General features: G+C 72.4%; 12 protein-coding genes and 1 riboswitch. Of the genes, 5 read left to right on the top strand and 7 right to left on the bottom strand.

All coding sequences use genetic code 11. The annotated features are described in order from the left end of the window. Window positions 1-60 precede the first annotated feature (60 nt). The 4 genes from B5P21_RS16760 to B5P21_RS03735 form a co-directional block, all read right to left on the bottom strand. Window positions 61-231 (bottom strand): hypothetical protein, encoded by a 171-nt coding sequence (locus tag B5P21_RS16760; protein ID WP_165770602.1) that lies wholly within the window; start codon window positions 229-231, stop codon window positions 61-63. After that, complete coding sequence (locus B5P21_RS03745; RefSeq protein WP_094171387.1) at window positions 228-989, bottom strand: hypothetical protein; 762 nt, start codon at window positions 987-989, stop codon at window positions 228-230. Before B5P21_RS03745 ends, B5P21_RS16760 begins: the two co-directional genes overlap by 4 nt. 134 nt (window positions 990-1,123) lie before the next feature. Continuing rightward, window positions 1,124-2,044 carry an aldose 1-epimerase family protein gene (locus B5P21_RS03740; protein WP_045530554.1) on the bottom strand — a complete coding sequence of 307 codons (921 nt, stop codon included), beginning with the start codon at window positions 2,042-2,044 and terminating at the stop codon, window positions 1,124-1,126. A gap of 10 nt (window positions 2,045-2,054) precedes the next feature. Continuing rightward, entirely contained in the window at window positions 2,055-2,879 is an 825-nt protein-coding gene (locus B5P21_RS03735) for a DeoR/GlpR family DNA-binding transcription regulator (RefSeq protein ID WP_094170779.1), read from the bottom strand. Window positions 2,880-2,972: 93 nt separating this feature from the next. Between B5P21_RS03735 and galT the strand changes: the two genes are divergently transcribed. The 4 genes from galT to B5P21_RS03715 are packed head-to-tail and all read left to right on the top strand — an operon-like array spanning window position 2,973 to window position 6,858. Next, a complete protein-coding gene (galT, locus tag B5P21_RS03730) occupies window positions 2,973-4,115 on the top strand; it encodes a galactose-1-phosphate uridylyltransferase (protein ID WP_094170778.1) in 1,143 nt (380 codons plus the stop codon). Then, window positions 4,112-5,272: a galactokinase gene (gene galK, locus B5P21_RS03725; RefSeq protein WP_045529509.1), complete on the top strand. Its 1,161-nt coding sequence runs from the start codon at window positions 4,112-4,114 to the stop codon at window positions 5,270-5,272. The genes galT and galK overlap by 4 nt, the downstream gene beginning before the upstream one ends. 40 nt (window positions 5,273-5,312) lie before the next feature. Beyond that, window positions 5,313-6,230, top strand: coding sequence for a GNAT family N-acetyltransferase (locus B5P21_RS03720; protein WP_094170777.1), 918 nt, complete (start codon window positions 5,313-5,315; stop codon window positions 6,228-6,230). 22 nt (window positions 6,231-6,252) lie between these two features. After that, window positions 6,253-6,858, top strand: a complete 606-nt coding sequence (locus B5P21_RS03715) for a gamma carbonic anhydrase family protein (protein ID WP_094170776.1) — start codon at window positions 6,253-6,255, stop codon at window positions 6,856-6,858. A 378-nt stretch (window positions 6,859-7,236) separates the two neighbouring features. Here B5P21_RS03715 and B5P21_RS03705 read toward each other — a convergent pair whose 3' ends face one another. The 3 genes from B5P21_RS03705 to glyA all read right to left on the bottom strand — a co-directional run bounded on the left by B5P21_RS03705 (window position 7,237) and on the right by glyA (window position 10,344). Further along, window positions 7,237-7,827 carry a hypothetical protein gene (locus B5P21_RS03705; RefSeq protein WP_094170775.1) on the bottom strand — a complete coding sequence of 197 codons (591 nt, stop codon included), beginning with the start codon at window positions 7,825-7,827 and terminating at the stop codon, window positions 7,237-7,239. Between the two features lie 340 nt (window positions 7,828-8,167). Then, window positions 8,168-9,070, bottom strand: coding sequence for a bifunctional methylenetetrahydrofolate dehydrogenase/methenyltetrahydrofolate cyclohydrolase (locus B5P21_RS03700; protein WP_045529517.1), 903 nt, complete (start codon window positions 9,068-9,070; stop codon window positions 8,168-8,170). Beyond that, window positions 9,067-10,344, bottom strand: coding sequence for a serine hydroxymethyltransferase (glyA, locus tag B5P21_RS03695; protein WP_045529518.1), 1,278 nt, complete (start codon window positions 10,342-10,344; stop codon window positions 9,067-9,069). Before glyA ends, B5P21_RS03700 begins: the two co-directional genes overlap by 4 nt. Window positions 10,345-10,376: 32 nt before the next feature. Then, window positions 10,377-10,460: riboswitch (ZMP/ZTP riboswitch) on the bottom strand. Between the two features lie 178 nt (window positions 10,461-10,638). Here glyA and B5P21_RS03690 point away from each other — a divergent pair. After that, window positions 10,639-12,288: an alpha-amylase family glycosyl hydrolase gene (locus tag B5P21_RS03690; RefSeq protein ID WP_045529519.1), complete on the top strand. Its 1,650-nt coding sequence runs from the start codon at window positions 10,639-10,641 to the stop codon at window positions 12,286-12,288. The last annotated feature ends 27 nt before the right edge of the window (window positions 12,289-12,315 follow it).

The raw sequence follows: 12,315 nt of genomic DNA, 5'->3' as shown, positions 1-12,315 counted from the left end.
AGACCGCCGCGCTCTCCGACCGTCCTGGGGAAGGCCAGAGAGCGCGGCGGTCTCGGCGATTCAGCGCTCTCGAGCTAGCCGACGACGCTCTCGCACAATGAGAAGGAGCGCCACCATCGGAAGCGCGGTACCCACCGCCCAGAATGCGATGGCGAAGTCCGGCACCAGATGCGCGGTGGGAATCGCGATCAACGCGAGGATCAACAGGATGACCACCTTGAGCTTCGTCATGACATAGCCAGGCCGACGCAGGTGCCCACTGTCCCCCCGGCTACCCCAGCGAAGCCGACGATGCAGGCTACGCATCCCGTCCCGAGCGTGGCACCGCAGAGAAGCGCGCATCCGGTACCGATGATGGTGATGACCCACTGTGAGATACCCGCATTCAGCAGACATTGATTGAGGGTGTCCCAATTGAAATCCGCATTCGTGATGTTGGACCGGTCCGCGTCCACTGCAGCCGTCGAATCATTCGACGCCACCTTATCGAGGCCGAGGACCCCGTTCTGCCACAGCTGCATTCGGCCGGAATCGGGGGTCAACGCGGTGAACAGCACCTCGCCTGTCGAAATCACCCTTAGATCGCGGTCAAGGAACACGGTGTATCCCGAGATGTCCAGCTGCTGGGGCGCTTCGGCGAAGGGCATGTGAAGGACGAACTGCCCACCCTCGGTCCTCCGAACATCCGCTCTCTGCGGAGCGAGGGCGCGGCCGCTTGAAGTCGTCACGTCAGAGATGTGCGCGGCCGATAAGTACTGATCCAGATCCTGAGCGGGGACGGTGGTGGTAGACCCGACGTACTGCGTGAGCTTGTCCATGACGGTACCTGTCGGCGCGACCGGCGAGTCGAAGGTCGCCGCTCGTGCGTCGACCGTCGAAGGTGACACGTACACCGGAGCACGGTCACCGCTGTGAACGACACCGATGACGGCGACGACCGACATGACAGACAGGGCAACCCCAGCCATGGTCATGGGAATTACGAACATGGGGAATATCATTGGCAAGCGAACCTCCTGGAGACACACCCGTCGATGCGCGACGCCGAGAATCCGCGCCGCGCGCCCAATGATATGAAGAGATGCTCTACCTCGCGACGAGTTGCGCGCTCGTTCCGAAGACGCTAGAAGCCCGTCGCGCGGATCCCCCAGCTGAGCGTCCACTCCTCGCCCGGCGCGAGGCGGCGCACGCCGATGCCGGAGTTGAAGGCGTCGGCCGGCGCTGTCATGGGCTCGATGGCGACCGCCTGGCCGCCGTGGGTCGGGAACTCGCGCGGCGTGTAGACCTGCAGGAACCGGAAGGACGCGTCGGCCCAGAGCTCGACGCCGCGGCCGTCCGGGGCGGTGAGGCCGTGGCGGCTCGTGCCGCCCTCCACGTGCACGTCGCCGTATCCCGTGTTGAGGTCGAGGTCGCCGACGACGCGGCCGGTGCGGAGGTCCTCGTCGGCGCCGTTCACCGGGTGGTCGGCCACGGGGATGAGCGCGTCGTCGACCTCCGACCAGGTGTCCGCGCGGACCGTGAGGGTGAGCTCCGACGACGGCACGCCGCCGATCGCGAGGTACGGGTGCGCGCCGACCGCGACGGGGGCCGCCGCCGCGGAGTCGTTGCGGATCCGGTGCGTGACGACGAGGCCGTCGTCGGTGAGCCGATAGATGACGGAGGTGTCGAGGAGGAACGGGTAGCCGTGCTGCGGGAAGACGGTGGCGGAGAGGGTCACGCGGTCGTCGGTGCGGTCGGACGCCGCGTAGCCCGTGTTGCGGAGGAGGCCGTGCGAGGCGTTGCCGAGCGACGGCTCGGAGACGTCGAGCGCCTGGGCCTTCCCGTCGAGCTCGTAGCGGGCGCCGCGGATCCGGTTCGGCCACGGCACGAGGACCATGCCGGCGCCCATCGGGGCGACTACGTCGTCGCCGTAGGGCTCGACGAGGTCGACGCCGTCGAGGGTGAGGCCGCGGATGGCCGCCGCGAGCTGCACGACGGTGGCGCGGAGCTCGCCGGACGGGCCGGCGTGGACGAGGTGGTGCTGCTCTCCGGTGACGGGTCTCATGGGGTCCACGTTACGGCCGCCCGGCGCCGGGCGTCCCTCCCGCCTCGACGACGCGCAGGCCGGCGTCGCGCAGGCGGCCGACCTCGTGCGGATCCGCGTCGGCGTCGGTGAGCAGCGTGTCGACGAGGTCGAGCGGCGCGACGGACCCGAGGTGAGTGCGCCCGAGCTTCGCCCCGTCCGCGACGACCACCGTGCGGGCGCTCGCGGCGACCATGCGCCGCTTCACCTCGGCCTCGGGCAGGTTCACGTTGGTGATCCCCCGCTCCACGTCGACGCCGTTGCAGCCGATGACCGCGAGGTCCGGGTGGAGGCGGTCGAGCACGACGGTGGCGAGCGGATCCACGAGGCTGTGCTGCAGCGCCCGGAGCGTGCCGCCCGTCACGACCACGGTGAAGCGCGGCATGGCCCGCTCGAGCTCGAGCGCCAGCGTGAGCCCGTTCGTGATGACCGTGACGTCGACGAGGTCGTCGCGCGCCACGAGCGCGCGTGCCACCTGGAGCGTCGTGCTGCCGACGTCGAGCAGGACGCTCTGGCCGCTCTCGACCATGGCGGCGGCGGCGCGGCCGATGGCGCGCTTGGCGTCGGCGGCCGACTCGAGCGTCACCTCGAGGCTCTGCTCGCGCGCGCCGAGGCCCGCGCGGAGGACCGCGCCGCCGTGCACGCGCTGGACGGCGGCGGAGTCGGCGAGAGCGTCGAGGTCGGCGCGGATCGTGACGGCCGAGACGCCCGCGTCGGCCGCGAGCTCGGCGACGGTCGCGACGCCGCGGTCGCCGAGCCGTTCGAGGATCCGGGAGCGGCGGGTCGCCGCGGGGACGGGAGCGGAGTCGTCGGCCATGCGGCGAGCCTCGCGCACGCGGTTGCCGGAACGCAAGCCGGGTCTTTCGCGGACGCAGATCCGGGCCTCGAGAGCCCGTAGGATCGGGGCATCATGCATGCCGACCAGACCGTCACGACGTCGCCGTCCGGGATCACGCAGCGCCGCACGCTGCTGTCCGACGGCCGCGAGCTCGTCTACTTCGACGACGCCGAAACGACCCTCCCGCCCGAGCGCGCCGCCGACGCGCGCCCCGCCGCGCCCCGCCCGCCCACCGCGACGATGCGGCAGGACGTGCTCACGGGCGAGTGGGTCTCCATCGCGGCCGCGCGCCAGAACCGCGCGCACCTGCCCCCGGCGGAGCTGGATCCCCTCGCCCCCGCGACCCCGACCAACCCGTCCGAGATCCCGAGCATGTACGACGTCGCGGTCTTCGAGAACAAGTCGCCGTCGTTCGGGCCCGCGCTCGCCGATGCGGAGGGCGTGGACGCGCCCGTCGACGACGACGACCTCACCGCGATCGGCCTGGAGCGCACCCGCACCTCGGTCGGCCGCTGCGAGGTCGTGTGCTTCAGCCCCGCGCACACCGGCTCGTTCAGCGGCCTCACGCCGTCGCGCGCCCGCACCGTGGTGGAGGCGTGGGCCGAGCGCACGCGCGCCCTCTCGGCGATGCCCGGGATCCGCCAGGTGTTCCCGTTCGAGAACCGCGGCGAGGCCATCGGCGTCACGCTGCACCACCCGCACGGGCAGATCTACTCGTACCCCTACATCACGCCGCGCACGCGTCGGCTGGTGGAGTCGATCGAGCGGTTCGGGCCGGGCCTGTTCCAGCGGATCCTCGAGACCGAGCAGGCGTCCGAGCGCGTCGTGCTCCGCGGCGACCACTTCACCGCGTTCGTGCCGTTCGCGGCGCGCTGGCCCGTGGAGATCCACCTGCTCCCCCACCGCCACGTTCCCGACCTCGCCGAGACGACCGAGGCCGAGCGCGACGAGCTCGCGACGATGTACCTGCGGCTGCTGCAGGGGATGGACCGGCTGTACGACACCCCGACGCCGTACATCGCCGCGTGGCACCAGGCGCCCGTGGACGCGCACCGCGACGAGATCCGGCTGATGCTGCAGATCACGTCGCCGCGCCGCGCGGCCGACAAGCTCAAGTTCCTGGCCGGGTCCGAGGCGGCCATGGGCGCCTGGATCGGCGACGTGCCGCCGGAGAAGGCGGCCGAGATGATCCGGAAGGCAGTGGAGGACGCATGACCGACATCCGAGACGACGTGCGCGAGGGATTCCGCGCCCGCTTCGAGCGCGAGCCGCACGGCGTGTGGTCCTCGCCCGGGCGCGTGAACCTCATCGGCGAGCACACGGACTACAACTCTGGGCTCGTGTTCCCGTTCGCGATCGACCGCCGCACGGTCATCGCGCTCGCGCCGCGGGACGACGACCGGATCCGCCTCGCCAGCTCCTTCTCCGAGGAGGTCGTGGAGGCGCGCCTCGCGGACCTGACCGGCGAGCGCATCGAGGGCTGGCAGGCCTACCCGCTCGGCGTCGCGTGGGCGCTCGGGCAGCGCGGGGCCGACCTCGGCGCCGTGCCCGGCTTCGACGTGTTCGTCGACAGCGACGTGCCCGTGGGCGCCGGTCTGTCGTCGTCGGCCGCGCTCGAGGGATCCATCGCCCTCGCGCTCGACGACATCTGGCGGCTCGGCCTCGACCGGCCGACGCTCGCCGCGGTGGGGCAGCTCGCCGAGAACGAGATCGTGGGAGCGCCGACGGGGATCATGGACCAGTCCGCGAGCCTGCTCGGACAGCAGGACGCGGGTGTGTTCCTCGACTGCCGCTCGCTCGACGCCGAGGTCATCCCGCTCGGGCTCGAGGCGGCCGGCCTCACCATCGCCGTGATCGACACCCACGTCGCGCACGCGCACGCCGACGGCGGCTACCGCGCGCGACGCGAGTCGTGCGAGCTCGGCGCGCGCCTCATGGGCGTGTCCTCGCTCCGCGAGCTGACGGTCGACGACCTGGTCCGCGCCCGCGAGGTGCTCGACGACGAGACGTTCCGCCGCGTGCGCCACATCGTCACCGAGAACCAGCGCGTGCTCGACACCGTGCGCGCGCTCCGCGAGGAGGGCCCGCGCGCCATCGGCGAGCTGCTCGACGCGAGCCACCGCTCCATGCGCGACGACTTCGAGATCAGCGTCCCGGAACTCGACCTCGCGGTCGAGGTCGCGCAGAACGAGGGCGCGATCGGCGCGCGCATGACGGGCGGCGGCTTCGGCGGATCGGCCATCGCGCTCATCGACGTCGACTCCCTGTCGCGCCTCCAGGTCGCGATCGACGGCGCGTTCGCGGAGCACGGCTACTCGGGGCCGACCGTCTTCACGGTCACGCCGTCGGACGGGGCGAAGGCGGAGCAGTAGGGCGCGCATCGCTCCGGCGGCGCCCCCTAGGCTCGACCGCATGACACGAGCCGCCGCAGGCCTGACCGAGACCAGCGGCGACCCCGGCGACGCCGTCCGCGACATCCCCCGTGCGCTGTCGGCCTGGTTTCCCGCGTCGACCCAACCCGGCGGCTTCGCCTGGGAGGCCGCCACCGGGCAGCTGCCCGAGCGGATCGCCGTGGTCCGCGACGACGCGGGCGCGCTGATCGGCTGGGCCGGCTCCTCGCCGGACGACGCGCGCGTCGAGTGCGCGCCCGGCGACGACGGCACGACCGATCTCCTCGCCGCGTGGCTCCTCGACGCGGCGGGGGACGGGCGCACGAGCGTGGCCGTGCACCGCGGGCAGGAGCGGCTCCGCGGGATCCTCGCCGGCCGCGGCTTCGTCGACGAGGCCGTCCCGCTCGCGGGGCTCCGCCATCCCGCCCGCGACACCGGCGCGCGGCCCCCCGCCGGGTACGTGATCCGCCCCGTCGCGGAGGGCGAGGAGCAGGCCAAGGTCGAGACGCACCGCCGGGCGTGGAAGCCGGTCGAGCTGCCCTTCACCGACGGATCCGGCGACGGCATCGACCCGGACGCCGAGAGCCGCTTCGACGCGGACGACTACGCGGCGATGCGCACCGCAGCCGTGTACCGGCGCGACCTCGACCTCGTGATCGAGGCGCCCGACGGCTCGCTCGCCGGCACCTGCACGGCGTGGCTCGACCCGACGAGCGGCTGGGCGGAGCTCGAGCCGCTCGGGATCGTGCCCGCGCACCGCCGCCGCGGCCTCGCGCAGACCCTCGCGCTCGACGTCTGCCGCCGGGTCGGCGAGCTGGGCGGGCGGGACGTCTTCATCAACGCCTCGCCGCTCCCCTACTACCGCGCCCCGTGGGACGCGTACGTGGCCGCCGGCTTCGCGCCCATGGAGCGCGGCACGCGGATGCGCCCGTCGGCCTGACCGCGCGGCCTACCCTGGCGGCATGACCGTCGATCCCCAGGCCACCGTCCGCGCGCTCCCCGGATCGCCCGCGCCCGACATCGCGCCCGACGCCCTGGTGGCGGCAGGTGCGCGCGTCGTCGGCCGGGTGACGCTCGGGGCGGGATCCAGCGTGTGGTTCAACGCCGTGCTACGCGCGGAGGCCGCCGACATCGCGATCGGCGCCCGCTCGAACCTGCAGGACAACGTGAGCTGCCACGTGGACGCGGGCTTCCCGCTCACCGTCGGCACCGGCGTGAGCGTCGGCCACAACGCGGTGCTGCACGGCTGCACGATCGAGGACGACTGCATCGTCGGCATGTCCGCCACCGTGATGAACGGCGCGGTCGTCGGCCGCGAGTCGCTGCTCGCGGGCGGCACGGTCGTGCTGGAAGGGCAGACCATCCCGCCGCGCTCCCTCGTCGCCAGCGTGCCCGGCAAGGTGCGGCGCGAGCTCACCGACGAGGAGGTCGCGGGGCTCCGAGCGAACGCCGACCACTACGTGGAGAACGCGCGCCTGCACGCGGGCGCAATCCCGACGCCGGCCGTCCTCCTGGGCGCCGAGCGCACGACCGTCACGGACCGGGGACGCGAGGAGGGGACGGCCTGACCGGCCGTCCCCTCGTGCACCCTGATCTCCTTGCGCGACAAGACACTCCGCTGGGGCTTCGGCGCGAGTGTCCGCGTGAACTAGTCGATCGGAACGGTTGTGCCGGTGAACGTGCTCGACAAGCCAGCCGCTGTGAAGGCGACCGCGGCTGCTGCGATGAGCGTGGCAGCGATCAGCGCGATGGCACTCCAGAGAACCACCGCCTCCCGCCGAGGAGGCCGTCGCGCAAGCCGGTTCCCCGCGATCACGACCACTACCACCTGCACAGCCACCGACCATGCGGTCCCGAGTAGGAGCAAGGACGAGACAACTGCCGCCAACAGCAGCCACCAGTGTGTTGAGCTCGTTCGCGAACGGTCTGTCATGGTCGTCATGGTGCTACACGTTCCTGATCGAACCGGTCACACGGGTCGGGTCCCCCGCGACCGTGCTGACGGTGTGCAGCTTCGTGAATGAGAACGGCGCTCCCTTGAATGCGTAGCTCATGGTGTGGCGCGCGCTGCACGTCCCGCGACCGTTGCTGACGTAGTCCGACGAGCTGGTGGATCCCGCCAAACCGAAACCGCTGAATGATCCAACGCACTCCAGATTGCGCTTCACGGCCCCAGCCGTCGCCTCGAACGTATAGCTCAATGTGAAGTTGCCCACTTCGACGCCGAAGACGCGGACCGCCTGCTTGTCCACGACTTGCCGGGTCCTCACAGCCGCCATCGTGGAGAAGTGAGGCGTCGGTGACGGGGTGGAGGTCGCGACCACGACAGGTCCGAACGTGAATAGCGAATTCGGGTCCGCGAGGTAGGCGTCCTGGACATCGTTCGGCAACTCGGCGAACTTCGCCTCGAGAGCCGATGCCGTTTCCGGCGAGACGCCGAAGTCGGAAATGAATTCGGAGAAAGTCACAACGTTATCCGAAGCGGATGCCGCTGCCTGGGCCTGTTCAGGCAGCCCGACGGCAAAGAGGGACGCCACCGCGATTCCTGCAGCGAAAATTGAGATTCGAACAGATTTCATGAGATGCCCTTTCGTGGCACGGGATCACACGCGCAGTCGGCGCATCATGCGTACTCGCCGACTACTAGGGGGAAGTCCGCCTGCGAACCAGCACGAGCCCGATTCCAGAAGACCATTGCGCAGGCCCCACAGAGACGATATTCTGGGCTTATATTTCTAGACCACGGAAATAGCTTTTTGTGGCCATCTTTTCGCAGGGCCTCCCGGCCGTCGGTCGCGTTCGCTCACGAAACCCCCTCGGGCCTTGAAGCGAGCGACGAGGCGACCGCGCTCAGCTGACCTGTCGCGGCGAGCGCCGTCAGCCGCGCAGCTCGGCGGCCAGGCGCGCGTCGCGCTCGGCGGCCAGCACCACGTTCACCAGCAGCATCGCCCGGGTCATCGGCCCGACGCCGCGCGGGTTCGGGGACAGGTGCCCGGCGACCTCGGCGACGGCCGGGTCCACGTCGCCCGTGAGGCGCGCCTTCCCGGTCTCGGGATCCACGACGCGCGTGATCCCGACGTCGAGCACCGCGGCGCCCGGCTTCACCCACGTGGGGCTGATGAGGTGCGCGACGCCGACGGCCGCGACCACGATGTCCGCCCGGCGGACCTCCTGCTCGAGGTCGCGCGTGCGGGAGTGCGTGAGCGTGACGGTGGCGTCGAGGCCCTTGCGCGTGAGCAGCAGGCCGAGCGGCCGGCCCACCGTGAGGCCGCGGCCGACGACGACCACGTGCTGGCCGGCGATCGGCACCTCGTAGCGCTCGAGCATCTCGACGATGCCCGCGGGCGTGCACGGCAGCGGCGAGGTCAGCTCGCCCTGCACGCCGAGCACGAGGCGCCCGAGGTTGGTCGGGTGCAGGCCGTCCGCGTCCTTCGACGGGTCGATGAGCTCGAGCATCGCGTTCTCGTCGATCCCCGCCGGCAGCGGCAGCTGCACGATGTAGCCGGTGACGGCCGGATCCGTGTTGAGCCGCTCGATCGCGGTCCGCACGTCGGCCTCGGTGGCGTCGGCCGGGAGGTCGACGCGGATGGACTCGATGCCCACCTCGGCGCAGTCGCGGTGCTTGCCGGCGACGTACGAGCGGGAACCCGGGTCGTCGCCCACGAGGAGCGTGCCGAGGCCGGGGACAAGGCCCTGCTCGCGGAGGGCGCGGATCCGCACGGCCAGCTCGGACTTGATGGCCGACGCCGTGGCGACGCCGTCGAGCACGACCGCGGTCACTGGGTGAGGCCCTCGTAGAGCGGGAAGCCGTCGGTGAGCGTCAGCACGCGCGCACGCAGCGCGGCGAGGTCGCTGCCGGGCTTCAGGGTCTCGGCGATGATGTCGGCCACCTCGGTGAACTCGGTCTCGCCGAAGCCGCGGGTCGCGAGCGCGGACGTGCCGATGCGGACACCGGACGTGACCATCGGCGGGCGCGGGTCGAACGGCACCGAGTTGCGGTTGACCGTGATGCCGACCTCGTGCAGCGCGTCCTCCGCCTGCTTGCCGTCGATGGGCGAGTTCCGCAGGTCGGCGAGCACGAGGTGCACGTCGGTGCCGCCCGTGAGCACCGAGACGCCGGCCTCGGTGGAGTCGGCCGCGACGAGGCGCTCGGCGAGGATCTGCGCGCCCTGGATGGTGCGGCGCTGCCGGTCGGCGAACTCCTCGGTGGCCGCGATCTTGAACGCGGTGGCCTTGGCCGCGATGACGTGCATGAGCGGGCCGCCCTGCTGGCCCGGGAACACGGCCGAGTTGAGCTTCTTGGCGAGCGCGGTGTCGCGGCTGAGGATCACGCCGGACCGGGGTCCCGCGAGGGTCTTGTGCACGGTGGAGGAGACGACGTCCGCGTAGGGGATCGGCGAGGGGTGGACGCCCGCGGCGACGAGGCCGGCGAAGTGCGCCATGTCGACCCAGAGCTTGGCGCCCACCTCGTCGGCGATGGAGCGGAACGCGGCGAAGTCGAGGTGGCGGGGGTACGCCGACCAGCCGGCGATGATGACCTGCGGGCGGTGCTCGAGCGCCTTCTCGCGCACGACGTCCATGTCGATGAGGAAGGTGTCGGGATCCACGCCGTACGCGGCGGCGTCGTAGAGCTTGCCGGAGAAGTTGAGCTTCATGCCGTGCGTGAGGTGGCCGCCGTGCGCGAGCTCGAGGCCGAGGATCGTGTCGCCCGGCTGCGCGATGGCCGCGAGGACGGCGGCGTTCGCGGTGGCGCCCGAGTGCGGCTGGACGTTGGCGAACTCGGCGCCGAAGAGGCTCTTGGCGCGGTCGATGGCGAGCTGCTCGGCGACGTCGACGAACTCGCAGCCGCCGTAGTAGCGGCGGCCCGGGTAGCCCTCCGCGTACTTGTTGGTGAGCACGGATCCCTGCGACTGCAGCACCGCGCGCGGCACGAAGTTCTCGCTGGCGATCATCTCGAGGGTGCCGCGCTGACGGCCGAGCTCCTGCTCGAGGACGGCCGCGATCTCCGGGTCGACCTCGGAGAGGGGGGCGTTGAATGACTGGTCGACGGGCATGGGACTCCTTGAGCACGGTGGACGAATGGATGCGTCGTGGCCCAGGCGTACGGCCACCAACCGTGTGAGTCGCTCCCCGATGGTGACCCATCCGAACGCCAGTCGCGACGGGTCCGATCCTACCCGGGCAGGCGCGCGCCCGCGAGGTGCGCAGCCGCGTACGACGCGCGCGCCTGGCCGTCGAGCGAGGGGATGCGAAGTGCACGAACGGTTCCGGGCGTCTCGGGCCCCGCCCGCCCGTAGGATCAGGGGGTCGGGCGACGGTGCCCGCCGGATGCGGAGGAAGGACCGAGCATGGGGAGCGCAGCGCTCACGACCGATCCCGCGGCAGGCGGACACGACCGCGACGGCGTGCGCGCCGACGGCCCGACCACCGCCGACGGCCGCGCCCCCGCCGACCCGGCCGCCGCGCCCCCGTTCGACCGCGACGCCCTCGCCGCCGACCTCCGCCCGCTCGTGGGCGACGGCGCCGATGCCCTCGCCGACGCGCTGGCCGCGGATCTCCGCGACGTGCGCGCCCGACGCGCCCCGGCCGCCGCATCCCCGGCCGACCTCCGCCTCGACCTCCGCACGGGCGGCGTCTGCTACGTCGACCGGTACGCCGACGACCTCCGGGGCCTCGCCGCGCGGATCCCCGCCCTCCGCGACCTCGGGCTCACGCACCTGCAGACCACGCCCGTCGCCGAGCGCGCGGACGACGACGACGCGGACGCGGATGCGCTCCTCGCGCCGGGCGTGCGCGTGCGCGCCGGCCTCGGATCCGCGGCCGATCTCGGCGCCCTCGCCGACGCCCTGCACGACGCGGGCCTCACGCTCGCGGTCGACCTCTCCCCCGCGGACGTCGACGCGCCCCTCGCCGACCGGATCCGCGACGCCGTCCGCGAGGCCGTCGCCCTCGCCGCCGCGGGGGTCGACGTGGTCCGCGTGGATCCCGCCGCCGTCCTCGGCGAGCGCCCCGACGCCGACCGGCGCGCCCTCCTCCGCGCGATCGCCGCCCTCGGCCGCCGCGTCTCCCCCGCGCTCGCGCTGGCCGTCGCCGCCGACGCCGATCCGCGCGGGTCCGGCGAGCTCCTCGACGGCGACGCGGTGCGCCTCGCCGACGACCCCGCGCTCACCGCCCTCGTCTGGGAGGCGCTCGCCACCCGGTCCGCCGCCCTCCTCTCCCGCGCCCTCGAGCGCCGCGGCCACGCGCCGGACGGATCCGTCCGCGCCGCGCGCGTCCGCAGCCACGACGCCCTCCGTTGGGCATTCGACGACGACGACGCGCGCGCCCTCGGCATCGACCCGGACGAGCACCGCCGCTTCCTCGCCGAGTACCACGTGGGCGGCTTCCCCGGCAGCCACGCGCGCGGCATCCGGCATCCGGGCGGCGCGGTCGCGGGCACCACGGCGTCCCTCGCGGGCCTCGAGCAGGACGACCCGGGCGCGGTCGAGCGGATCCTCCTCGCCCACTCCATCGCCCTCAGCACGGGCGGCCTGCCGCTGATCGTGCTCGGCGACGAGGTCGGCCAGCTCAACGACTACGGCTACGACGACGTCCCGGCCCACGCCGACGACAGCAGGTGGGTGAACCGCCCGCTCTACCCGTTCGACCGCTACGACCAGCGCGACGACCGCACCACGAGCACGGGCGTCATCCACGCCGGGATCCGCCGGCTCATCGCGGTCCGCCGCGCCACGCCCGCGCTCGGCGGCACGCGCATCGTCGGCTTCGACGCCAACGACCCGCACGTGCTCGGCTACCAGCGCCCGCACGAGGGCGGCACGGTGCTCGTGCTCGCGAACCTCGGCGACGAGCCCGCGACGGTGTCCGCGGAGACGCTCGGCGGGTTCGCGGAGCACGCCGTGGACCTCGTGCGCGACGAGCGCCTCCGCCTCACGAAGGGCATCGTCCTGAGCCCGCGCACGTTCGTCTGGCTCCAGGCGGCTCACGACCTCGCGTGACACACTCTCAGTCACTGGCGGGTCGGC

This window comes from Clavibacter michiganensis subsp. insidiosus (assembly GCF_002240565.1).
In the GTDB taxonomy this organism is placed as follows: Bacteria; Actinomycetota; Actinomycetes; order Actinomycetales; family Microbacteriaceae; genus Clavibacter; species Clavibacter insidiosus.
The sequence above is the reverse complement of the archived record's forward strand: the minus strand, read 5'-3'. Positions and strand labels throughout refer to the sequence as shown.